The sequence below is a fragment of the Serratia grimesii genome (assembly GCF_900186025.1).
Taxonomy (GTDB): Bacteria; Pseudomonadota; Gammaproteobacteria; order Enterobacterales; family Enterobacteriaceae; genus Serratia; species Serratia grimesii.
Window position 1 is genome coordinate 4117796 of sequence record NZ_LT883155.1, and the last position, 23226, is coordinate 4141021.

General features: G+C 53.6%; 17 protein-coding genes and 3 tRNA genes. 9 read left to right on the forward strand and 11 right to left on the reverse strand.

The features are described from left to right. Positions 1-414: 414 nt before the first annotated feature. Entirely contained in the window at positions 415-966 is a 552-nt protein-coding gene (gene syd / locus SGBXF1_RS19360) for a SecY-interacting protein (RefSeq protein WP_186427384.1), read from the reverse strand. A 63-nt stretch (positions 967-1029) separates the two neighbouring features. On the opposite strand from syd, the gene queF reads away from it, so the two are divergent. The 3 genes from queF (at position 1030) to xni (ending at position 4279) form a co-directional block, all read left to right on the forward strand. Beyond that, positions 1030-1875, forward strand: a complete 846-nt coding sequence (gene queF, locus SGBXF1_RS19365; protein ID WP_186427385.1) for an NADPH-dependent 7-cyano-7-deazaguanine reductase QueF — start codon at positions 1030-1032, stop codon at positions 1873-1875. Between the two features lie 199 nt (positions 1876-2074). Beyond that, complete coding sequence (gene ppnN / locus SGBXF1_RS19370; RefSeq protein ID WP_037418448.1) at positions 2075-3439, forward strand: nucleotide 5'-monophosphate nucleosidase PpnN; 1365 nt, start codon at positions 2075-2077, stop codon at positions 3437-3439. Positions 3440-3523: 84 nt separating this feature from the next. Next, positions 3524-4279: a flap endonuclease Xni gene (gene xni, locus SGBXF1_RS19375; protein ID WP_186427386.1), complete on the forward strand. Its 756-nt coding sequence runs from the start codon at positions 3524-3526 to the stop codon at positions 4277-4279. A gap of 149 nt (positions 4280-4428) precedes the next feature. Here xni and rlmM read toward each other — a convergent pair whose 3' ends face one another. The 4 genes from rlmM to SGBXF1_RS19395 form a co-directional block, all read right to left on the reverse strand. Beyond that, positions 4429-5532, reverse strand: a complete 1104-nt coding sequence (gene rlmM, locus SGBXF1_RS19380) for a 23S rRNA (cytidine(2498)-2'-O)-methyltransferase RlmM (RefSeq protein ID WP_037418444.1) — start codon at positions 5530-5532, stop codon at positions 4429-4431. Then, positions 5525-5920, reverse strand: coding sequence for a DUF423 domain-containing protein (locus SGBXF1_RS19385; RefSeq protein WP_115185176.1), 396 nt, complete (start codon positions 5918-5920; stop codon positions 5525-5527). Before SGBXF1_RS19385 ends, rlmM begins: the two co-directional genes overlap by 8 nt. Before the next feature lie 52 nt (positions 5921-5972). Beyond that, positions 5973-6890 (reverse strand): transcriptional regulator GcvA, encoded by a 918-nt coding sequence (locus tag SGBXF1_RS19390; protein ID WP_020828381.1) that lies wholly within the window; start codon positions 6888-6890, stop codon positions 5973-5975. A gap of 383 nt (positions 6891-7273) precedes the next feature. Continuing rightward, complete coding sequence (locus SGBXF1_RS19395; RefSeq protein ID WP_037418438.1) at positions 7274-7498, reverse strand: YgdI/YgdR family lipoprotein; 225 nt, start codon at positions 7496-7498, stop codon at positions 7274-7276. Positions 7499-7693: 195 nt separating this feature from the next. Between SGBXF1_RS19395 and csdA the strand changes: the two genes are divergently transcribed. Then, positions 7694-8899 (forward strand): cysteine desulfurase CsdA, encoded by a 1206-nt coding sequence (gene csdA, locus SGBXF1_RS19400; RefSeq protein WP_130383070.1) that lies wholly within the window; start codon positions 7694-7696, stop codon positions 8897-8899. An 18-nt stretch (positions 8900-8917) separates the two neighbouring features. Then, the gene (csdE, locus tag SGBXF1_RS19405; protein ID WP_061808456.1) at positions 8918-9352 is read left to right on the forward strand and encodes a cysteine desulfurase sulfur acceptor subunit CsdE; all 435 of its coding nucleotides are present in this window, start codon (positions 8918-8920) and stop codon (positions 9350-9352) included. Here the strand turns inward: csdE and tcdA are convergent. Then, on the reverse strand, positions 9343-10149 hold the full coding sequence (gene tcdA, locus SGBXF1_RS19410; protein WP_037418435.1) for a tRNA cyclic N6-threonylcarbamoyladenosine(37) synthase TcdA: 807 nt from the start codon (positions 10147-10149) through the stop codon (positions 9343-9345). The genes csdE and tcdA overlap by 10 nt on opposite strands. A gap of 83 nt (positions 10150-10232) precedes the next feature. Next, the gene (gene mltA / locus SGBXF1_RS19415) at positions 10233-11375 is read right to left on the reverse strand and encodes a murein transglycosylase A (protein ID WP_037418496.1); all 1143 of its coding nucleotides are present in this window, start codon (positions 11373-11375) and stop codon (positions 10233-10235) included. 213 nt (positions 11376-11588) lie between these two features. Here mltA and SGBXF1_RS19420 point away from each other — a divergent pair. The 3 genes from SGBXF1_RS19420 to SGBXF1_RS19430 all read left to right on the forward strand — a co-directional run bounded on the left by SGBXF1_RS19420 (position 11589) and on the right by SGBXF1_RS19430 (position 11944). Further along, positions 11589-11665, forward strand: a tRNA-Met gene (locus SGBXF1_RS19420). Between the two features lie 61 nt (positions 11666-11726). Next, a tRNA-Met gene (locus SGBXF1_RS19425) sits at positions 11727-11803 on the forward strand. 64 nt (positions 11804-11867) lie between these two features. Then, positions 11868-11944: transfer RNA gene (locus tag SGBXF1_RS19430), tRNA-Met, on the forward strand. 100 nt (positions 11945-12044) lie between these two features. Here SGBXF1_RS19430 and amiC read toward each other — a convergent pair. Beyond that, positions 12045-13298 (reverse strand): N-acetylmuramoyl-L-alanine amidase AmiC, encoded by a 1254-nt coding sequence (gene amiC / locus SGBXF1_RS19435; protein ID WP_037418432.1) that lies wholly within the window; start codon positions 13296-13298, stop codon positions 12045-12047. A 240-nt stretch (positions 13299-13538) separates the two neighbouring features. Between amiC and argA the strand changes: the two genes are divergently transcribed. Continuing rightward, a complete protein-coding gene (gene argA, locus SGBXF1_RS19440) occupies positions 13539-14864 on the forward strand; it encodes an amino-acid N-acetyltransferase (RefSeq protein ID WP_037418429.1) in 1326 nt (441 codons plus the stop codon). A 31-nt stretch (positions 14865-14895) separates the two neighbouring features. Here the strand turns inward: argA and recD are convergent, their stop codons facing one another. The 3 genes from recD to ptrA are packed head-to-tail and all read right to left on the reverse strand — an operon-like array spanning position 14896 to position 23188. Next, the gene (recD, locus tag SGBXF1_RS19445) at positions 14896-16746 is read right to left on the reverse strand and encodes an exodeoxyribonuclease V subunit alpha (protein ID WP_186427387.1); all 1851 of its coding nucleotides are present in this window, start codon (positions 16744-16746) and stop codon (positions 14896-14898) included. Then, positions 16743-20303 carry an exodeoxyribonuclease V subunit beta gene (recB, locus tag SGBXF1_RS19450; protein WP_186427388.1) on the reverse strand — a complete coding sequence of 1187 codons (3561 nt, stop codon included), beginning with the start codon at positions 20301-20303 and terminating at the stop codon, positions 16743-16745. Before recB ends, recD begins: the two co-directional genes overlap by 4 nt. Next, positions 20300-23188 (reverse strand): pitrilysin, encoded by a 2889-nt coding sequence (ptrA, locus tag SGBXF1_RS19455; protein WP_186428539.1) that lies wholly within the window; start codon positions 23186-23188, stop codon positions 20300-20302. The genes recB and ptrA overlap by 4 nt, the downstream gene beginning before the upstream one ends. Between the last annotated feature and the right edge of the window lie 38 nt (positions 23189-23226).

Below are 23226 nucleotides of genomic sequence, written 5' to 3' on the forward strand. Positions count from 1 at the left end.
CTGATGCGGTTCCTCAGCCTTCATGGCCCGCCAACCATCCTGTGCCGGCTCTCAATCTCCGTCCTGGAGGTGTCCCTGGTTTCAATCCTGAAACATCCTGAGCATCTCCTGACGCCATCCTTCGCTCTTCACTGAGCGCATCCTTTTCTTCGTCCTGAAGCTGCATCATCCTGATGCTTTCCAGCTCCACAGCGTCCCTTCCGGTAAACATAAGATCGCTTAATTATCTCTGGTTCACAAGGGCTTACTGGTTGGTTGACAGGAAATTAATGCTAAGAGTTATCCTAAAGAAAATCTAACCAATTGATCTGGATAACAATAAAACGCGTCTGAGCCGCTGGCAGGGAAAAATTAAAAGCGATCTCTCACAGCCCGTGTGAGAGATCTCTCACACGGATTACGGTGAAATTAGCGTCAAACATCAAGCTGTGGGCGCAATGCGTCGAGGAAATTGCCCAACGAAGCCGCCAGCAACGTGCGCTTATCACTCCCGAATTGCTCCAGTACCACATTACCGCTCACGTTGCACAATGAGACCATAGTCATTTCTGATTCAGTGGTGGCCAAGAATAACGTCGGTGATAATTTTAGGCGTTTTTGCGTCACAAGATGGCCGATCAGGTTTTCTTGCAGGCGAATAAAATCGTCCTCGCTCCACACCTGCAACAACGTCACATCATGCTCGCCAAACTGGGCGCTCATGTCACCCGCATACTGTTGGGTATAAAACAGGTGGATGTCCGGCTGCAGGCGAAGCTCAAGCGCAGTTTCTACCTTTTCCAGGGTCGCTGATGGGGTAAACGGCTGCGGTAACCACAGCACCTCGTCATCCCGGTTTTCTACGAGACAAGGCGATGGCACGCCGTACAGATCTTGGCTTGCTGGCGCATGACCGCGTTCCTGCTGCCAAAGATCAACATAGCGCTGGGTGAACTCACGCAGAGCGTGCGGTACTTCATGGTCCATATTTTTTCTCGCATACGGTAAACTGGCATCCATTGTACCTATCTATTACCAAGGTGACAGCAGATGTCCTCATATCAAGACCATCACGCCCTGTCGGCATTGACCCTAGGCAAAACTACCGCGTACCGCGATCGCTATGACGCGACATTGCTGCAAGCTGTACCACGCAGCATGAACCGTGAGCCGCTGGGTTTGTATCCGGACAACTTGCCGTTCCACGGTGCCGATATTTGGACGCTGTACGAACTCTCCTGGCTGAATGACAACGGCCTGCCGCAGGTAGCAGTCGGAGAGATTAGCCTCAACGCTGACAGCATCAACCTCATTGAGTCCAAGAGCTTCAAACTTTACCTCAATAGCTTTAACCAAACGCCTTTCAACGACTGGGAGACTGTACGCAGCACCTTGCAGCGCGATCTGTCTGCCTGCGCTCAGGGTGAGGTCAGCGTCTCATTGTTCCGCGTAGATCAACTGGAAGGCAGCCAGATCGCCCGACTGGATGGCGAATGCATCGATAACCAGGACATCCGTATCGATAACTATGAGTTCAATGCTGACTACCTGCAAAATGCGACCGGCACGGAACAGGTAGAAGAGCAGCTTGTCAGTCACCTGTTGAAATCCAATTGCCTGATCACCAACCAGCCAGACTGGGGCTCGGTGCAAATTCATTATCGTGGTGCGCAGATCGATCGTGAGTCACTGCTGCGTTATCTGGTGTCCTTCCGTCACCACAATGAATTCCACGAACAGTGTGTAGAACGTATTTTTAACGATTTGATGCACTATTGTCAGCCGCAGAGCCTGACGGTGTATGCGCGCTACACCCGCCGTGGCGGGCTGGACATCAATCCATGGCGCAGTAACACTGATTTTGTCCCGTCACATGGCCGTCTGGCACGCCAATAGTGCGAAACAGTGCTCAACAACTGAGCTAACGAGCGGTTTCTATTGGTAAAAAACAGGGGACGGCGGTAAGGTTAAATCAGGAGCGCTGGGCATTGCGACTGGCAAACGATGATGTTGCCGTCGTGCGCTAACTATAACGAGATGCTGTTCTGCTGCGTATGGATTACTACTGCCCCTTTCCGGGTGCAAAGGAGTTACCTTGATTACACACATCAGCCCGCTTGGCTCTATGGATTTGCTGTCGCAGCTGGAAGTAGACATGCTGAAGCGCACTGCCAGCAGCGATCTATACCGTTTGTTCCGCAACTGTTCACTGGCAGTTTTGAATTCTGGCAGCCAGACCGACAACAGCAAACAGCTGCTGTCACGCTACGAAAGCTTTGATATTAACGTGTTGCGCCGTGAGCGCGGGGTCAAACTTGAGCTTGTGAATCCACCTGAAGACGCCTTTGTTGATGGCAGGATTATCCGATCGCTGCAAGCCAACCTGTTCGCTGTGCTGCGCGATATCCTGTTCGTTCACGGCCAAATAGACAGCGCTGGCCGTTTTCAGCATCTGAACCTGGAAAACTCAGCCCATATTACCAACCTGGTGTTCTCTATCTTGCGCAACGCCCGTGCGCTGCATCTCGATGAAGATCCTAATATGGTGGTGTGCTGGGGCGGCCATTCAATCAACGAAAACGAATATCTGTACGCACGCAAAGTTGGCAGCCAACTCGGGCTGCGCGAGCTGAACATCTGTACGGGTTGCGGGCCAGGGGCAATGGAAGCACCGATGAAAGGTGCTGCTGTAGGCCATGCGCAACAACGCTACTATAACAGTCGCTTTATCGGCATGACCGAACCGTCGATCATCGCTGCCGAACCGCCTAACCCGCTGGTCAATGAACTGGTGATCATGCCGGACATTGAAAAGCGCCTGGAAGCCTTCGTACGTATCGCTCACGGTATCATCATCTTCCCGGGTGGTGTCGGCACCGCGGAAGAGCTGCTGTATCTTCTGGGTATCTTGATGAACCCTGAAAACAGCGAGCAGGTATTGCCACTGATCCTCACCGGCCCGAAAGAAAGTGCCGACTATTTCCGTGTGCTGGACGAGTTCATCATGAACACGTTGGGGGAAGAAGCTCGCCGCCATTACACCATCATCATCGACGATCCGGCTGAAGTCGCACGTCAGATGAAGAAAGCCATGCCATTGGTGAAAGAGAATCGCCGCAATACCGGTGATGCCTACAGCTTTAACTGGTCAATCCGCATAGCACCAGATCTGCAATTACCGTTTGAGCCAAGCCACGAAAATATGGCGAATCTCAACCTGTATCCGGATCAGCCAGCCGAACAGTTGGCAGCTGCGCTGCGCCGCGCATTTTCCGGTATCGTAGCCGGTAACGTGAAGGAAAATGGCATTCATGCTATCGAGCAGTTTGGCCCGTACAAGCTTCACGGCGAACCGCAAATGATGAAGCAGATGGACAGCCTGCTTCAGGGCTTTGTTGCCCAGCATCGTATGAAGCTACCCGGTACCGCTTATGTTCCCTGCTACGAAATCGTAGCCTGACCATCTCCGGGCGGCGCTAAAGCCGCCCTTCTTTTTTCTGACTTTATCAAGTCACAATACTGCAGCTTGAAAGACAACGCGTAAATGCCTATACACCTACTGATCGTTGATGCTCTGAACCTCATCCGCCGCATACACGCCGTGCAGGGTTCTCCCTGTGTGAATGCTTGCCAGCACGCGCTGCAGCAGTTGATTCAGCACAGTCGGCCAACGCACGCCGTGGCGGTATTTGACGAAGATGACCGTAGTGAAAGCTGGCGTCATCAAATTCTGCCCGATTACAAAGCCGGGCGTTCTCCAATGCCAGAAAATTTACAGCAGGAAATGCCGCAGCTCCGACAGGCGTTTGAAGCGCTCGGTGTGGCCTGTTGGCATTCTCCGGGCAATGAAGCGGACGATCTGGCGGCAACGCTGACCGCGAAGGTCACAGGTGGCGGCCATCAGGTGACCATTGTGTCCACCGACAAAGGCTATTGCCAACTGTTAGCACCCAGCGTACAGATCCGCGATTACTTTCAAAAACGCTGGTTGGATATGCCCTTTGTACAGCAAGAGTTTGGGGTATCACCACAGCAGTTGGCGGATTACTGGGGGTTGGCGGGAATAAGCAGCAGCAAAATCCCTGGCGTGGCAGGTATTGGACCGAAGACGGCAGTATTGCTGTTACAGCAGGCAGGTTCGCTGGATGGGTTGTATCAGGATTTGGAACATGTGCCGGAGAAATGGCGCGGTAAACTGCAACAGCACCGCGAAATGGCTTATATCAGTAAAAAAGTGGCGACATTACGAACTGATCTGACGTTAACCGGCAACCTACAACAACTGCGGTTACCGCTTTAACGATACCCGACAGACTTCAAGTTGCAGGGGCATTGGTGCCTTTACTCACCCGAATCACTTATTTTGAGTAAACTCATCGGGACTCGCTCAGTTACCGCCTGCCTGCAACTCGAATTATTTAAGGTTTAAGGTTACTGCCGACAGCGTTTTTATTCACGCTCGTCGCGACGACCTGCCACAGCCGACCACATACGGCGAACGTGCACGGTAACTTCTTCACGATCGTGGTACAGCTGCTTGGCATGAATCTCTGAGCTGATACCCGCCGAATCCAACGCTTCCTTGATAGACAACAGGTTCTGAGAAACCTCTTCGTAGCGCTTTTTCATCGGCAGTTTAAGGTTAAAGATCGCCTCACGGCACCAGCCCTTCACCAGCCATTGAATCATCAAGCTAGTCACCTTCGCCGGCTTCTCCACCATGTCACACACCAGCCAGTAAATCTTGCTGCTGGAAGGTTCATATCTGAAGCCATCGGCACGGTGATGCGTTACCTGGCCGGTATCCATCAGGCTCGGTGCCATTGGGCCATTATCTACCGCATGTACCATCATGCTGCGCTGGACCAATTGATAGGTCCAGCCGCCCGGGCAAGCGCCCAGATCAACCGCATGCATACCGCTCGCCAAACGTTCGTCCCACTCATCGGCAGGAATGAATACGTGGAATGCCTCTTCCAGTTTCAGCGTAGAACGGCTTGGGGCATCGGATGGGAACTTAAGACGCGGAATCCCCATGTAGAACGGCGAGTTGTTATTGCTGAAGGAATAACCGACATAGCAGCAACCCGGCGCGATAAAGAACACGTGAACCACTGGGCGGGTCGCGTTCTCACGCGCCATCAACACCTTCTGTTCGCGCATTGCAGAACGCAACGGCACCGTCAGCTTACGACAGAACTTCAACAGTTCTTTGCTTTCATTAGTGTCCGGTACTTCCACGCGTAGCTCACCACCACGATCAACCACGCCTATCAGCATGCCAACAATCGGTGATACACGGTCTTCCGGCGGCAAATCACGCAGCAACTCACCAACCACCAACATCTGGCGGGCAAAGATTAGTTCACGGAACGGGATTTCCCGAGCCAGGCGATCAGCATCATCCGGTTGATAACATTCGAACAACACGTAGCCGCTGTTATCCTTCACTCTGGCAAAGCCGAACACTTCCAGTTCAGCAGCCTTTGCAGTAATTTCCGCCGCACACTCTTTTTCAAAGCCTTGACGGCAATACAACGCAAGTCTATTCATGGCGCTCGGCCTTTTTCCTCAGACGCAAAGCGCCAATCAACATCAATGCCCATCCGATCAGGAAACACACACCGCCAACCGGCGTGATATAAACCCAAACCTTCAGGTGTGACAGCGCCAGACAGTACAGGCTGCCGCTGAACAGTACAGTGCCGAGCGCCAAGAGCGCCCCGCTCCAATAAAACCACAGGCTAACGCGGCGTTGCATCGCCACGGCCAACGCCAGGATCGCCAGGGTATGGAACCCTTGGTAGTCCAGACCAGTACGGATCCAAACCATCTCGTTAGCACCTAGCGTGCCACTTAATACGTGTGCGCCAAACGCGCCCAGAGCAACAAATACAAAGCCGCTGATAGCAGCAAAAATCAGCATTGAACGACTGCTCATCGTTATTTACCTTTATTAAAGAGAGCCGGTTGCGATAAAACGGCGACCGACCTTATTGTTCGTAGCGAAAGCGGAACTTTTCTTGTTCGCTGGCTGCTCGTGCCAGGATCCACTGACGAAAGGCGGCTATTTTACCCAGTTCTGCCTGGCTGTCATGACATACCAGATAAAAAGCATTTTTACTGACCAAAACATCGTTAAACGGGCAGACCAACCGTCCGGCTTCAATTTCGGTCTGCGCCATCACGTTATTCACCAGTGCAATCCCCTGCCCATGCACCGCAGCCTGAACGACCATGGCGCTGTGACTGAAAATCGGGCCTTGCTGCACATTAATGTGTTGTAACCCCAATTGACGTGTATAGGCCAACCAGTCGCGGCGGGAAGTATCATGCAGTAGCGTGTGATAAGCCAGATCGCTCGTCACTTTTAATGCATGTTCCCCGGTCAGCAAGCTCGGTGAACACACCGGCAACAGATATTCCGCGTATAAACGCTCGGCACGTAAACCTGTCCAGTTACCACGACCATAGAAAATCGCCACATCGACATCATCCGCCAACTTGTCTTCTTCACGGTCCACCGCCTGGATTCGCACATCGATTCCCGGATAAGCTGAGTTAAAGCCTGACAGTCGTGGCACCAACCACTGAATAGCAAAACTCGGGGGCAAACTGACGGTTAATGCACCCTTGGCGCTACGCGCCTGCAGCTTACGCGTGGCCTCATTGATCGAGGAGAAGATTTCCTTGATATCCAGGTAATAACTTTGCCCTTCTTCCGTCAGTAACAGAGAGCGATTACGACGCCGAAACAACTTCAGGCCAAGGAAGTCCTCCAGCGACTTGATCTGGTGGCTCACCGCGGCCTGGGTGACAAACAGCTCTTCTGCCGCTTTGGTAAAACTCAGGTGACGGGCAGCCGCGTCAAAGACCCGCAGCGCATTAAGAGGTGGTAAGCGTTTAGACATTTATTAGCTACTTTTGTGTAACAATATTCCGAATGATTCGGCATAAAAAATCAAGCGGCGTTGTCTGCCGTGCAATAGGCACAGGACAGCAAAACGCTACCATTAGTTTTTTTAATCCGAGCCATTATAAATTGTCCGTTGAGCATGCGCCAGCAAATACCTATAGTGGCGGCACTTCCCGGGCCGGAACGAAAAGGAATTGGGTGTCGAGGACATCGATGAACTTTTGGCTTGTGGTTGTGATGTTGTGTTTGCAAATTGTCTGGCAATCCAGACGTGGTAGCTAAGCTACTGTTTTTTCACTTCCTGTACATTTACCCTGTCTGTCCATAGTGATTTTATGCAGCACCGCAATCTTTGCGGTGCTTTTTTTTGCCTGACGTTTACTGGTTGCTTTCAACCATTTCTTTCACGTCGGAACGGTTGATCTGCTGCTCAACGCCGTTAGCATCTTTATAGCTGATCATACCGGTGTCGTTGTCCACTTTTGGCTTGCCGTCAGCGACAATAGTGCGCCCATCATTGGTGTGCATCACGTAGTTGCTGGAACAGGCTGCCAGGGTGAACGTAAGCATCAGAGCAGAGATAATTGCGGCTGTCTTCTTCATTGTGGACTCCTTGTAGTTTTAAATGCTGTAAAAAACCCTTTATGTTATTCAACGCCATTATTTAGCGCGTACTTATTAGCATAACAAACTTATCCATAATTTCCAGCCGATGAATCCTAATATGCGGGATAGCTTGTCTCTGGCGATAAAATAGGACAGGATCAACCATTGACTCAAGCCAGTGACAATCAGGGTATGACACCTTTTAACCCCATCGTTTTTCGTAATCAGTTTCCTGCTTTGCAACAAGCAGGCATTTATCTCGATAGCGCCGCCACCGCGTTGAAACCGTTGGCGGTCATCAACGCTACGCAGCAGTTTTACCGTGACGACGCTGCCACCGTGCACCGCAGCCAACACCGCGCGGCGCAAGATCTGACCCTGCGTTTCGAACAGGCACGTCAGCAGGTCGCTAAACTTGTTAATGCTCCGTCAGCCGATGACATTATTTGGACCCGTGGTACGACTGAAGCCATCAACTTAGTGGCACAAAGTTATGCGCGTCCCCGCTTGCAACCGGGTGACGAAATCCTGGTGAGCGAGGCCGAGCACCACGCCAATCTGATCCCCTGGCTAATGGTGGCAGAACAAACCGGCGCACGCGTGGTGAAATTGCCGCTTGGTGCAGACCACCTGCCGGACCTGACACAGTTACCAAGCCTGCTGAGCGAGAAAACCCGCCTGCTGGCACTGGGACAAATGTCCAACGTCACTGGTGGTTGCCCAGATCTGGCGTACGCCATCGATTTGGCCCATCGCGTCGGGGCGCGCGTGATGATCGACGGCGCGCAGGGTATCGTGCACTGCCCGGCAGACGTTCAGCAGCTTAACATTGATTTTTACGCCTTCTCTGGGCATAAACTCTATGGTCCGACCGGCATTGGTGCACTGTACGGCAAAAGTGAATTATTGGCGCAGATGGCACCGTGGCAAGGTGGCGGCAAGATGTTGACTCAGGCGTCATTCGACGGTTTCACGCCGCAAAAACCCCCACACTGTTTTGAAGCCGGTACGCCAAATATTGCTGGCGTGTTAGGGCTGGCTGCTGCGCTGGAATGGCTGAGCAAACAGGATATGACGGCAGCAGAGCACTATAGCCGCGATCTGGCCGATCAGGCAGAGCAACGATTGGCGCAACTGCCAGGATTCCGCAGCTTCCGGTGTTCTGGCTCCAGCTTGTTGGCGTTTGATATTGCCGATATCCATCACAGCGATATCGTTACCCTGCTGGCAGAACAAGGCATCGCAGTACGTGCCGGTCAGCATTGTGCTCAGCCGCTCATGGCAGCATTGGGTGTCAGTGGTACGCTACGTGCCTCTTTCGCACCTTACAACACCCAGGAAGACGTCGATGCCCTGGTGGCCGCACTGCAGAGCGCCATCGACCTGCTGGCCGACTAGATGACTCCCGGAGAGACTATGCTTGCCCCCCACCCCTTTGGTCATGAAATAACTGCCGAGGCGTTGATCGAGAAATTTACCGCGCTGAAACAGTGGGAAGATCGCTATCGCCAACTGATCATGCTGGCGAAACAATTACCGCCACTGCCAGAAGCGTTACGTGCAGCAGAAATGGAGTTGAGTGGCTGTGAGAACCGGGTCTGGTTGGGGCATCAGTTATTGGCGGACGGCACGCTGCACTTTTATGGCGACAGCGAAGGCCGCATCGTACGCGGCCTGCTGGCGGTGTTGCTGACGGCAGTCGAAGGAAAAACGCCGCAGCAGGTTGTGGCAATGGATCCCTTGGCGCTGTTTGAAAAGCTCGCACTGCGTGCCCAGCTCAGCGCCACTCGCGCCAGCGGGTTGGAAGCCTTAGCGAGTGCAGTGAAGATGATAGCCGCTCGCTACGCCTGACGCGCGGCTTTCGCTACCATCTTCTTCAGAGCATGGGAAACAGCGACAAAGCCAAAGGTGGCGGTAACCATGGTTGCCGCGCCAAACCCCGCACTGCAATCCATTCTTTTTGGCCCTTCTGCGGTACTGCGTGATGCACAAACGCTGCCATCAGGCTGCGGATAAACCAGCGGTTCACTGGAAAATACGCAGTCAATACCCAGTTTACCTTTGCTGTTCTTCACCACGTTGAAATCATTTTTCAGCCGCTCCCGCAGCTTGGCGGCTAACGGATCCTGAATGGTTTTCGCCAGGTCGACCACCGCAATCTGGGTGGGATCTATCTGGCCACCAGCACCACCGGTAGTGACTACGGGGATCTTGTAACGGCGACAATAGGCCAGCAACGCCGCCTTCGGCCGTACGCTGTCAATCGCATCGATGACATAGCTAAAATTATTATTCAGTAGCTCTGCGACATTATCGGCAGTAATAAAGTCGTCAATGCACGTCACCCGGCACTCTGGGTTGATCGCCAGAATACGCTCCGCCATCACCTCAGTTTTTGACTGGCCAACATGTTGGCGTAGCGCATGGATCTGGCGGTTAGTGTTAGTGACGCAGACATCATCCATATCAATCAGCGTAATGGCACCGATTCCGGTACGCGCCAGTGCCTCAGCAGCCCAAGAACCCACGCCGCCGATGCCAATAACGCAAATATGCGCCTGGGAAAACAGCGCCAATGCTTGCTGACCGTACAAACGTGCTGTGCCGCCAAAACGTTGCAGGTAGGCTTCAGAATAGGCTGTGTTCATAACGCTTTAATACCTTAACATTGCAAATGATAAGGGCCGGAATGTCCGGCCCTTGCGGGTCAATATCGATATGACTATGGCCGTTAGCGGGTAACCAACAGCGAACCGCCGGACGTGGAATTATTCTGGCTGGTAAACAACGGCGCGTTAACGTTGGCGCCTTTCAATACCCAAACGCGACCATAGTGGTTGTAAAAACCTGCCGAGTGACCGGCATCCGGCCCAATGCCCTGGTACATGTCGAAGTGCTGGCCTTTAATCGCCCCACCCACATCCAGAGCCACCATCAGGCGCATCTCATATTTTCCCGTGAATTTACCCTTGTTGTCCAGCAGCGGCACTTCTGCCAGCAGCGTGGTACCCGCCGGGATCAACGAACGATCGGAAGCCACCGAGGCTTTGGCAATCAGTGGCACTGCACTGGCGCCCCGCACCGGTGCAAAGGACTCCGGACGGAAGAAGACAAAGGAAGGGTTTTGCTCCAGTAGCTCACGCACTTCTGCTGCGCTGTGGGTATCAGCCCACTGACGAATTGCCTGCATCGACATATCCGCCTTTGCCACTTCGCCACGGTCGATCAGCACTTTACCAATGCTACGGTAAGCATGGCCGTTCTTGCCACCATAGCCGAAGAACACCAACGGCTGACCATTGCCATAATCCACATAACCACTGCCCTGGACTTCCATCATAAAGTTGTCCATCAGTGAGTTGGTGTACGCCACAATATAGCGGTCATCCAGCGCACCGGAATAAATGCCTGCGCGATCGGGTAAACGACCTTTTCCTTTTGGCGGCATGCGGTACAGCGGGTAGCGGAACTCACCCTGTTGGGTATAACGCGCCTGCAACACCGGCGTGTAGTAACCGGTAAACTGCACATTGCCGTAGTTGTCCACGCCTTCCATTTGGTAGGCACTGAGGCCGTATTGATTCAGGTTGCGCGTGTCAGCGCCTGAGGCCATCCAACTTTGTACGGCCTGAAACGTCGTGTTGTTGCGATTAAAAAGTGAAGGAGAGGCGTTTTTAATCTCCATCAGTTGATCCGCGTAATCCCTGGCATTAACCGGTACGCCTTTGGCGTTAGGTTGGTTAACCAGCTCCAGCGACTGCTCCAGACGGCCATCTTTATATTGCTGTCCCCGGTCAGTCGGCTTAGATGAACAGCCTGCCAGTACCGCTACCACTAACCCGCCCAGCAGGTATTTGCCCCAACGTCCTTTCATCACGCACACTCTCAACTGATATGATCTACCGGCGAACGATAACAAACGCCCATAGATAAAGGAATCGCTGCAAATAAAAAAAGCCACAGGGCGGATAACGATGAAAAAGACCGCAAATTGCGGACTAATCCACCAGAAAGGCTGTTTTAGTTCAATTAAATGCAAAAAGGGTTGCAACAAAATGCACGGAGAGTATAGTGCGCTTCCATCGGACGCGGGGTGGAGCAGCCTGGTAGCTCGTCGGGCTCATAACCCGAAGGTCGTCGGTTCAAATCCGGCCTCCGCAACCAACCGATACTGCAAGAGCAGTATCAAGTAAGTGTTGGATTCGATGAAAAAGTATTATACGGACGCGGGGTGGAGCAGCCTGGTAGCTCGTCGGGCTCATAACCCGAAGGTCGTCGGTTCAAATCCGGCCCCCGCAACCAACAGATACTGTACCAGCGGTATCTTATGAAATGTTGGTTTCGATAATACAAGCATTAAGACGGACGCGGGGTGGAGCAGCCTGGTAGCTCGTCGGGCTCATAACCCGAAGGTCGTCGGTTCAAATCCGGCCTCCGCAACCAATCTTAATGGCTACAGATAAGCACCTTAACGGGTGTTTTTTTGTATCTAAAATCCGCCAAAAACCGACCGGGCATCTGCCCAGCCGCTTCTGTTGTTACATTATCCTCTGCGCGCTACCGCACCACCGTTGGCAAAATAGGCCTTGATACCCGCAAGAATAGATTCCGCCACCTGCTGCTGGAAATGGGTGGTACGTAATTTACGCTCTTCTTCTATGTTGCTGATAAACGCGGTCTCAACCAGAATCGATGGGATATCCGGTGCCTTTAATACGGCAAAACCGGCCTGATCGACACGATTCTTATGCAAACGGTTAATTTTCCCCATCCGGTTCAGCACTTCCTTGCCGAATTTCAAACTGTCATTGATGGTCGCGGTTTGTATCAGATCAAACATGGTGTGATCCAGATAACGGTCACCGCTTTTACTTACTCCACCGATTTGGTCCGATTCATTCTGGGTTTGTGCCAGGAACTTCGCCGCCGAGCTGGTTGCCCCCTTGGTCGACAGTGCAAAGACCGACGAGCCTCGCGCGGCGCGGCTCGTAAAGGCATCAGCGTGGATCGATACAAACAGGTCGGCACGTTGCTTACGCGCCTTCGCCACCCTCACCTTCAACGGAATAAAGACATCTTCATTGCGCGTCATATAGACTTTCATATTCGGTTCGCGCTTGATTAACGTGCTCAGCCGGCGCGCAATCTGCAACACGATGTCTTTTTCGCGCGTTTTAAATTTGCCAATGGCACCGGGATCTTCACCCCCGTGCCCAGGATCCAGCATGATGACAATCGGTCGGTCACGTCCTGCCTTACCGGCCTGTGGTGCCTCTGCCGGCAAAGTACGCTCAAGATCCCCCTTGTTGTAATCTTCCAGTAACGCCAGCAGTGGATCATAGTCTTCACCGCTCCCCCCCTTGCTCGGGTACAAATCCATCACCAGACGATTACGATATTCCGGTACCGGTGCCAGCGTAAACATATGTGGGCTTACACTCTGTTTGAGCTCCAGCACCAAGCGAACGGTATTTTGATCAAACTGACCAACACGCGCTTGCTTCAGGTAGGGATCGTCGTCCCGCACCTGGCCGACAATGCCCTTCAACACGCTGTTGAGTTGCACGCCTTCGATATCCACCACCACGCGATCGGGATTGGTCAGCGCAAATTGTTTGTATTTCAACTCAACGTTAGATTCGAGCGTCACCCGGGTATAGGTGGAGGAAGGCCAGACGCGGACGGCAATGACGTGCGATGAAGCAGCGACACCTACGCGACTCACACTCAGCAACCAGCTTGCGGCAACCCCCTGTAATAAACGACGGCGGCCCAGATTGTGATTTGAGTTTGGCATGCGACTCCAGCAGTCATAACAGATTAAAACAGATGAATAAAACACCAGTAAAACGGGAATGCCGAAAACTTTAACCAATCATTCCGGCGCTGTCATCAGAAAATCTTTTTATGGTTTTTCAATTTATTAACGATTCAGAGCCCTTAGCAAAGAAATAGAGACAATTTCGTACTTGCCATCAGGACCAGAAAAGAATAAAAATACAAAAATATCGTATAAATATGCAAAAGAGGTTTGGCCGTGAAGGAACGTAGTACAGAGCTGGTTCAAGGATTCCGTCACTCAGTTCCCTATATCAACGCCCACCGCGGCAAGACGTTTGTCGTTATGCTTGGCGGGGAAGCCATAGAACATGAGAACTTTGCCAACATCGTTAACGATATCGGGCTGCTGCATAGTCTGGGGATTCGTTTGGTGGTGGTCTATGGCGCGCGGCCACAGATTGATGTCAATCTGGCGCAGCATAATTACCAACCGATTTATCACAAGCACACCCGCGTCACCGATGCACATACGCTTGAACTGGTTAAGCAAGCTGCGGGTCTGCTGCAACTGGATATCACCGCCCGGCTGTCAATGAGCCTCAACAACACCCCATTGCAGGGCGCGCATATCAACGTCGTCAGCGGTAACTTTATCATTGCCCAACCGCTGGGTATTGATGATGGCGTGGATTACTGCCACAGCGGCCGCATCCGCCGTATTGATGAAGAAGCCATCCACCGTCAGCTCGACAGCAACGCCATCGTGCTAATTGGCCCGGTTGCCGTTTCCGTCACCGGCGAAAGCTTTAATCTGACGTCAGAAGAAGTGGCAACCCAGTTAGCCATCAAACTGAAGGCAGAGAAAATGATCGGCTTCTGTTCGTCACAAGGGGTTACCAATCAGGAAGGGACGATCATTTCTGAACTGTTCCCTAACGATGCACAGAAACGTATCGAGGAACTGGAAGAGCAAGGAGATTACCATTCCGGCACAGTGCGCTTCCTGCGTGGCGCAGTAAAAGCCTGCCGCAGCGGTGTGCGCCGCAGCCACCTGATCAGTTATCAGGAAGACGGTGCGCTGGTGCAAGAACTGTTCTCACGCGACGGTATCGGTACCCAGATAGTCATGGAGAGTGCTGAACAGGTGCGCCGGGCGACGATTAATGATATCGGCGGCATCCTCGAACTGATTCGTCCGCTTGAGCAGCAAGGTATTTTGGTACGTCGCTCGCGTGAGCAATTAGAGATGGAAATCGACAAGTTCACCATTATTGAGCGCGATAACCTGACCATCGCTTGCGCAGCACTGTATCCGTTCCCGGAAGAAAAAATCGGTGAGATGGCCTGCGTTGCGGTTCACCCCGATTATCGCAGCTCATCACGGGGTGAAATGTTACTACAGCGAGTAGAAAGCCAGGCGCGGCAAATGGGCTTACGCAAACTGTTTGTGCTGACCACTCGCAGTATTCACTGGTTCCAGGAGAGAGGCTTCACGCCGGCAGAGGTCGACGTGCTGCCCGTCGAGAAACAGGCGCTGTATAACTACCAGCGGCGCTCTAAAATTCTGCTGGCAGACCTGTAGCCCTTTGGGGGCGCAGCATGCTGCGCCCCGCTTACACAGTGATTTGCAACCGCTCTGCTAACCCACTGCGGCGCTGTGTTGGCGTACGGATCGCTCGTATCAAAACCGCATCAGTGGCATACAACGAAAGCTGCTTGCGTGCGCGGGTGATCGCGGTATAGACCAATTCGCGAGTCAATACCGGCATGAAGTGATTGGGCAGCACCAGCACTGTGTGGTCAAACTCTGAGCCCTGAGACTTATGCACCGTCATCGCATAAGCGGTTTCATGCGCCGGTAAACGGCTCGGTTGCACCGACTTAATACTGCCGTCTGGCAGTTGAAAGTGAACGCGCAGTTCGCCGCTCTCGTCCCGTAAGGCAATACCGATATCGCCGTTAAACAGCCCCAACGCACTGTCATTGCGACCAATCATCACCGGACGACCGGAATACCAGCGCCCCGCAGCACCAGGCTTACGACGGATAAGACCGGAACGTTGCAACCCCGTCTCAATACGCTCGTTCAACCCGGCAATACCAAATGGACCTTCTCGCAACGCGCACAGCACCTGAAAACGGCCAAATGCTGCAAGCACTGCCGTGGCATCCGCACCTTCGGCGACCTGCCGCAGGTAATCGCGATAACCCGTCACACAAGAATCCAATAACACTTGGTAGTCTTGCGTTTCCGCCAACGGATAGCCCGTAACATCGCTGAAACTGCCGTTGAGCGCCGCCAAGGCACGTTTAGCGTCACCAGCATTCACGGCAAAAGCCAATTGACCAATGCCTGAATTGGCATCAAAGCGATAGCTTTTGCGCAGCAGGCACAAGCTGTCGCGCACTGCCGCCTCCGCTTGAGCACGTTGTCCCTGTAATAAACAGCCGGTCAGACGCGAAAGTTGCTCGGCTCGCGGAACGCTGTAGCCTTGTTCGGCAAAGCGGCAAATATCCCCCAATACAGCCCCAGCCTCTACCGAAGCCAGTTGGTCACGGTCTCCCAGAAAAATCACCCGAGCCTGAGCAGGCAAAGCGGCTATCAAACGCGCCATCATTGGCAAGTCGACCATTGAGGCCTCATCGACTACCAGCACGTCCAGATGCAGCCGATTGCCACTGTGATAACGCATACGCTGACTGTTGGGCTGAGCGCCCAGCAGGCGATGCAACGTGGAAGCTTCTGTGGGGAACAGCGCACGCTGCTCCGGGGTTAACGCCAGTTGTTTGCTGGCACTGCCCAGAGATTCGGTTAAACGCGCCGCCGCTTTGCCGGTGGGCGCTGCCAGTTGAATACGCAACCGACGCCCCTCAGCAAGTTGCACCAGTGCCGCCAGCAATTTGGCGACCGTGGTGGTCTTACCGGTGCCCGGTCCGCCGGAAATGACCGCTATACGCCGCGTTGCCGCCACGGCTGCCGCAATTTTCTGCCAGTCCGCTTCATCTGTCGCCTCGCCGAATAGGCGGTCAAGAATAGCGCGTAGCTCCGCTTCTTCAACGGACTGATGGAGGCTATCGCTGCTGATAAATGCAGCAACCTCCCCTTCGTTCTGCCACATTCGCTGTAGGTACAAACGCTGCTGTTGCAAAACCATCGGCATTGCAGTCGTGCCATCACCCACTGCCCCGCAGGCAGAAAGGCGCCGTTGCCAACCGGCCACATCCAACTGCCCTGCAGCCAACCATGCAGCCTGTGCCAGCTCCGGCTGACGTCCGTCAAAAAGGTTTTCCGGCAGCAGCTGCTCCAACATCAGACAAACATGGCCAGCACCAGCCTCTGCGCTGAGACAGGCCGCAGCCAACAGAATATCCGGCTCATCGGCCCTTGCAACTACTCGTGCGAACTGTAGGTCAAGCGGGCGTAACACGCCGAGCGCCTGCGCCTGCTCCAATAGCGTGATCATGATGCATCCTCCGCCGCAATGGTTTCGCCGCGGAATAACAGGTCCATACCTTCCACCAATTTCGCTTCCGGGCGGCAGGCAAAAATGCCGTTGCCAGGATGCTGTGCATCCACTCCGCGCAGGAACAGATAAATCACTCCGCCGAAGTGCCGCTGATAATCATAATCTGGCAACCTATGACGCAGATAGCGGTGCAGGGCCAGTGTGTAGAGCTGGTACTGCAAATCGTAACGATGTTCTGCCATCGCCTGCTCCATCGCCGGTTGGGTATAAGCACTGCTGTCTTCGCCCAACCAGTTTGATTTATAGTCCAGCAGGTAATATTTCCCCTGCCAGCAGAACACCAGGTCGATAAATCCTTTCAGCATTCCCTGCACCTGCTGGAAATCCAACTCAGGGCAGCGGGCAGAAAGCGGATCGTAACGTTTTACCAGCTTATCCAACTCACGCGCCTGCAACAGCTGCTCGATCGGCAGATAAAACTGCAGTTCGGCCTGTTTATGCTGCAGCGCAAGCGACGACAGCGCGACACCGGCATCATTAAGTGGAGTGTTCAACAACACTTGCATCCACGCCAGCAGTACCGGCTGCCAATGCTCGGCAAAACCCTGCTGCTGCAACTGATCCAGTAACCACGCCTCATCGAGCGGTTGGGTAAAATCGATCGTTTCAAACAGGCTGTGCAGGAAAGTCCCCGGACCAGCGCCACGAGGAAAGGTATGCGGTGTAAGCGCTGGCTCACTGTCCTGCGCTAACTCGCCTGCGGCATCAACATCCAGCCGTGGTAACAAATCTTGCATCAGGCCCGCACCGTGCTGTTGCAGGCCTGTATAACTGGTCACACGCCAAAAATCCTGTACCTGACGCGAGAAATGTTTTACTGCCAGTTCGGTTAGCGCCGGGCTATGTGGTTGCCAGGGTTCTTCATCCAGCGTGTTAACTGGCGACAGCGCGATCCCCGCACCGACCAGCCGTTGCAAACATTGCTGTAAATAGTCCGCATCGCCGGTCTGGCCAGCTTGTACCAGATAGCCTAGCGCACTGCGGTGTAAATCGGTGTCACCCTGTTTCTTACGTGTACCCTGAATCAACGGTGCAATACCGATGCTACAGTGGTAGACCGAACGAGTCAGCGCTACATATAGCAAGCGCAAATCCTCCGCCAGCCGCTCTTCCTCCGCCCATTCGATACTTTCTTCGTTGGCATTGAGGTCAAGCAAGGCCTGGAAGCTTTGGCGATCGTGGTACAACACCTGCTGCTGTTGGCGAAAATTACCGACAAACGGCAACCACACCAAATCAAACTCTAACCCTTTAGACTTATGGATGGTGATCACTTGAACCAGGTGACGGTCGCTTTCCAGCCGCAACTGCTGGTTGTCGGATTGGCGATTGGGTTGAGCAATCTGCTGCGCCAGCCAGCGCACCAACGCATGCTCGCTGTCGAGCTGCGCTGAGGCTTCCTGCAACAGTTCCCCCAGATGCATAACGTCGGTCAACCGGCGCTCACCACCAAAGCTGGCCAGTAAGTTTTCTGCCAAATGACGCCGTTTCATCACCTCACGCAGCATCGGCAATACGCCACGGCGTAGCCAATGCGTACGGTACTCATCAAACTCGTCAACCAACATATCCCAGGCGCGCTCGTCATGGTTCAAACCGTCGAGCTCCGGAGCATCCAGCCCCATCAGCCCTGTCGCCATAGCGCTGCGCAGTGTACGCTCCTGTTCCGGAGCCAACACAGCTTGCAACAGCCACAGCAAATCTTTGGCCTCTGGTGTATCAAACACGCTGTCTCGATTGGACAAATAGACGGAGGGGATCGCCAGCGCACTGAGCGCATCACGTACTAACGCCGCCTCATTGCGGCTACGTACCAACACAGTAATATCCGATGCCTGCACCGCACGCCGTTTATCACCGTTCACCAACCAGGCCTGCTGGTTTTGCCCAGCGCTGAGCCAGTCACGGATTTGCGTAGCGCACAAGCGTGCCATCAATTGTTGGTACTCACTAACGCCCACACCTTCCCCCGGTTGCAACCAGAACTGCATCGCCGGTTGCAACTGGTTTTGTAGCTCAAATGCCAACCCCCTATTTTTCTCGGCGGCGGCAACCTCAATAAAGGGAATTTGGCCAAACAGGAAAGGTTTTTCCACCTGTGCAAACAGATGGTTAACACTGTTTACCATCGCCGGTGACGAGCGCCAGTTGGTTTCAAGCGTATAGTGGGCGCTTACCTCTGAACGAGCGCGCATATAGGTAAAAATGTCGGCGCCACGGAAGGCATAAATCGCCTGCTTGGGATCACCTATTAGCAGCAGGCCGCATTCCGGTCTGCCAACATAGAGTTTTTGGAAGATGCGGTATTGCTGTGGGTCTGTATCCTGGAACTCATCGATCATCGCTACCGGGTAACGCTGGCGGATTGCTTGCGCTAGCCGATCACCGCCTTCGCTGCACAATGCGCTATCCAGGCGGCTTAGCAAGTCGTCGAAACCCAGCTCCGCACGCTGGCGTTTTTCTTGCTGGATAGACTGGCGTATCTCACTCAGCGCCCGTGCCATGATCAAGTCACGCAGCGTCAAGGGTTCATCAAACAGTTCGTCGATCGCCACGAACAATGCATGGCGTGGCGGTTCGCCTTTTTTGGTTTTTTCCAGCAGTACCGACTGGCGGAATTTATCCAGCTCTTTCGGCAGTTGATAGTCCTGGGTTTCCAGCACGACCCATTCACCGACTTTGTGCAACCAGTTAGGCAGGTGTTTGCTGCTGTAACTGCGTTTATCAACCCCGGACTGGCTGATCAGCGTTTCCAGCTCGCCCGCGACCGCCAGCCACTGCGCTTTGATGGCATCAATACGCGCGACAATTTGTTCATGGCGCACCAGCACCGTTTCATCATCTTTCGGCGGTCGACGCAGCATTGGCGCTTCGCCATGCAAATAGCCGGAAAGATCGGCCAACAGCGCTTCCGGGCCGCTCCACTCCTGACTCACCGCACGGGCAACACCAATCGGCAATGGATAACAATGACGACGCCAGAAGTCCGCACAGGCCTGACGGCGTAGAGGCAGCTCATCCTGCACCAACGTCTGTTCAAACAGAATGCCAGATTCGAAGGCATTGTGAGTCAGCATCCGTTGGCAAAAACCGTGGATGGTATAAATCGCCGCTTCGTCCATCTGCCGTTCGGCGGCCAGCAATTGCGCGGCGGCATCCGGAAGATTTTCAATTTCTTCCATCAATGAGACAAACAATGGGTTGTCACATTTAGCGCCTTTACCGCGCACACAGGCTATACGCAGCCCATGAATGTTATTACGAATACGTCCGCGTAATTCCTCGGTGGCAGCCTCGGTAAAGGTCACCACCAGGATTTCTTCCACCGTCAGTGGCCGGGGAAAGGCCGCTGCCTGGCCAAGGCCAAGCAGCAGGCGCAGATACAGCGCACCAATGGTAAAGGTTTTGCCGGTCCCCGCCGACGCTTCTATCAGCCGCTCGCCAAACAGCGGCAATGTGAGTGGATCAAGCCGCTGCGGGGCCGTTTCTGTCATGGTGTCGCCACCTTACGCGGTAAGGTTTTCTGCAAAGCAGACGCATTGGGATAAGTTACCCAACCCGGTTGCACAGCGTAATCCGCTTTTTCTTGACCACTGCCGCTGACCTGCGACAGCACAGCCAGCCCTTGTGGCTGGATCACCGCCTGATGGAAATAATCTGCCAGTTTGGTCGGCGTCAACTGCTTGATCTGCTCAATTAGCTTGTGACGGGTATCAAATGCGAAGTTGCCACGGTCGAAGTCATTGGCAAAACGGCCAGCCTCTTCGCTCAGCGTTTGCGGGCGCTGCTTCAGTTCGTTGATCATCGCCTGCTTATACTGCTCGAAATCCGCTTCTTTCATCTCACGCAGACGTTTCTCCGTTTTCGGGTAGAAATCCTGGTAGCGCTGATACAAGTACGCCGGTTGCTTGCTGTTACTTTGCAGCAAGAAACCGATCCCCCATTGCCGGCCCACTGACGTTGGGAAAGCAAATACGGCATAACCCAGTTGCTCCTGAGTGCGCAGTTGGCTGTAGAACCAAGGTTGTATAATCTGGCCTAACAGTGAACTGTATGCCATGCCTGTCACTTCATCGTAGCCCGTCGGCACATACACCGCTGCCAGCGCTGAGTCGGTGCTGCTGCCCGCACGTTGCAGATTGGCCAACTGTTTTTTAGCCACTTCAACGTCTTCGCCATGCCACCACTCAATACCGGTACAGCCCAGACGGTGTTTCAGCGTGGAGGCCAGAGTATCCACCTGTTGTTTGCTCATGTTGCCCACCACCAACAGTTCTGGCGTCGCATCAGCCAACAGGCTGTCGCGGTAAGCCAATACGTCCTTCAGCGTTAGGGTTTTCAGCACTTCACGGCGCTCGCTGCGTTCGGAATAAGGCACGCGGGATATCATTTGCACCGGCTGGATCGCCAGTTCAAACGCTTTACCCTTCTCGGCAGAGTCCAACTGCTCCAGATACCAAGATTTGGCCTGCGTCAGTTGGTCTTCCGTCGGCGTAAAGCTTGAATACCCCTCAATCAATGAAGTCAGCAATTGTGGCAACCGCTGGGTAAAACCGTTGGCGTTGAATACCAGACCGTTGTTCGGGGACGTGGAAAAACTCAGCCCGCCAACCGAAGCCTGATAACTCAACTGATCCAGTGAAATCCCCGCCAGATAGTCGGTCAAAGAGAACAATACCTGATTGCGTGCAGAATCCATGGTTTTTGCATTGCGGAACGCCACTGTGACGTCAGCCTTTGGCTCGTCGGCAAAGTAACGACTCGGCATATACAACACACGCAAACCTGGTTGGTCGACGACCATCTCCGGTTTTTTAAACTCGTGCGAAGGTTTGGTCAGGCTGAAATCATCCGGAATATACGGATTGAGCGCAGGTAACGACAGGCTGATGCCTTTACCCAATTGCTGCCATTGTTCAAAACGCTGCGGGGTGATTTTATCAACCTGATATGGCGCATTGACGAAGTAAGCCATCTTGTTATGCGGCTCATTCGGGCTAACAAACCAGATGCGCGCATTTTGCGGCGTCATGGCGTCTAGACGCTCAGCTATCGCCTTGGCGTCATAGCGATCAGCCAAATAAGGGGCATCCAGCGTATGCTCTACCGGTACACGCAGCATGGTATCCACCAGCCATTCGATATAATCCATATCACGAGTGATCGACGGGTAGCGGAAGTCCAGGTTCAGTACGTGGGAGATCTCATCAAAATAGCTTTGCTTGATGCCTTCAGTACGCAACATTTTCAAGTAGTTGAAAATAGCGGCTACGACTTCGTCACGCTTGGCCAAGCCTTTATCCGTCAGCGAGACACTGATCGAGAATACACCGCCATTGCGATCCACCATCGGATCAGCCCCGGCGTTGATTGCATCCGCCAACCCCTGCTTTTGCAGCCAGTCGGACAAAGTATTCTGACTGCGGTTACCAATCAGATAGCTGATATAGGTGTCGGTCTTACTGCGGAATTCAGCGCTGTTATTGTCGATGCGGAATTCTACTTTCAACTGCTTACGCGGTTGAGCCGGCACATAGTGAATAATGATGCCCTGCTGTTCAGGGGTGACTGCCGGGACGTCTATCGGCGGTACAGTCGCATCACGGTCAGGCACGCGGCCAAAGGTTTTGGCGGCCAGCTCAGCCAACTCTGGCAATGGCTGGTTGCTGTAAAGCACCCCCATCATCAGGTTAGCGGAATAATAGCGTTGGTAGAATGCCGTCAGCTCATCGTGCAATTTGCTACCCGGCTTATCTTTCAAGGTATCGAGGTTACCACCGGAGAAACGCGCGCTCGGGTGAGCCGGGTTCAATGTCTCTGCCCCGACCTGTGCCATGCGCATGCCGTCGCGTGAACGTGCCATGGTCAACTCGGCATTGACTGCATTACGCTCGCGATCGGCATTGCCCGGATCCAGCAGCGGCTCAGCGATAGCGTCTGCCATGCGGTCTACCGCCGGGGCCAACGCGTCGTTTTCCACTTCCAGATAGAATGCGGTGCGATAAGATGCAGTGCTGGCGTTATGGCTGCCGCCATGCTTCTTCAGAAACTCCGAGAGGTTTTCTGGCTGCGGGTAACGCTTTGACCCCATGAGCACCATGTGCTCCAGGTAATGCGCTAACCCCAGCTGGCTATTCGGATCTTCCAACGATCCCACTGGCAATGCCAACGCCGCCAGCGATTTAGGTGCCTGAGGATCGGAAACCAGCAGCACGGTCATACCGTTCGCCAACTTGATCGCCTGATACTGGCGTGGATCGTGATCGCTTTTGTTGATCTTCTCCGCCAGCGGTTGCCATCCCTGTGCAGCCCAACTCAACGGTGCCCAAAACATAACCAATAATACTAACCCGGTGATGCGGGCCAACTGTCTGCGTATATCCAAAATGAACCCCTATTCTGACGCCGTCGCGCCAC

What these genes read in the sequence shown, in the direction of transcription:
- syd (WP_186427384.1), bottom strand. Translation starts at nt 966, where the DNA reads ATGGACCATGAAGTACCGCACGCTCTGCGTGAGTTCACCCAGCGCTAT.
- queF (WP_186427385.1), top strand. Translation starts at nt 1,030, where the DNA reads ATGTCCTCATATCAAGACCATCACGCCCTGTCGGCATTGACCCTAGGC.
- xni (WP_186427386.1), top strand. Translation starts at nt 3,524, where the DNA reads ATGCCTATACACCTACTGATCGTTGATGCTCTGAACCTCATCCGCCGC.
- rlmM (WP_037418444.1), bottom strand. Translation starts at nt 5,532, where the DNA reads ATGAATAGACTTGCGTTGTATTGCCGTCAAGGCTTTGAAAAAGAGTGT.
- SGBXF1_RS19385 (WP_115185176.1), bottom strand. Translation starts at nt 5,920, where the DNA reads ATGAGCAGTCGTTCAATGCTGATTTTTGCTGCTATCAGCGGCTTTGTA.
- SGBXF1_RS19390 (WP_020828381.1), bottom strand. Translation starts at nt 6,890, where the DNA reads ATGTCTAAACGCTTACCACCTCTTAATGCGCTGCGGGTCTTTGACGCG.
- SGBXF1_RS19395 (WP_037418438.1), bottom strand. Translation starts at nt 7,498, where the DNA reads ATGAAGAAGACAGCCGCAATTATCTCTGCTCTGATGCTTACGTTCACC.
- csdA (WP_130383070.1), top strand. Translation starts at nt 7,694, where the DNA reads ATGACACCTTTTAACCCCATCGTTTTTCGTAATCAGTTTCCTGCTTTG.
- csdE (WP_061808456.1), top strand. Translation starts at nt 8,918, where the DNA reads ATGCTTGCCCCCCACCCCTTTGGTCATGAAATAACTGCCGAGGCGTTG.
- tcdA (WP_037418435.1), bottom strand. Translation starts at nt 10,149, where the DNA reads ATGAACACAGCCTATTCTGAAGCCTACCTGCAACGTTTTGGCGGCACA.
- mltA (WP_037418496.1), bottom strand. Translation starts at nt 11,375, where the DNA reads ATGAAAGGACGTTGGGGCAAATACCTGCTGGGCGGGTTAGTGGTAGCG.
- amiC (WP_037418432.1), bottom strand. Translation starts at nt 13,298, where the DNA reads ATGCCAAACTCAAATCACAATCTGGGCCGCCGTCGTTTATTACAGGGG.
- recD (WP_186427387.1), bottom strand. Translation starts at nt 16,746, where the DNA reads ATGATCACGCTATTGGAGCAGGCGCAGGCGCTCGGCGTGTTACGCCCG.
- recB (WP_186427388.1), bottom strand. Translation starts at nt 20,303, where the DNA reads ATGACAGAAACGGCCCCGCAGCGGCTTGATCCACTCACATTGCCGCTG.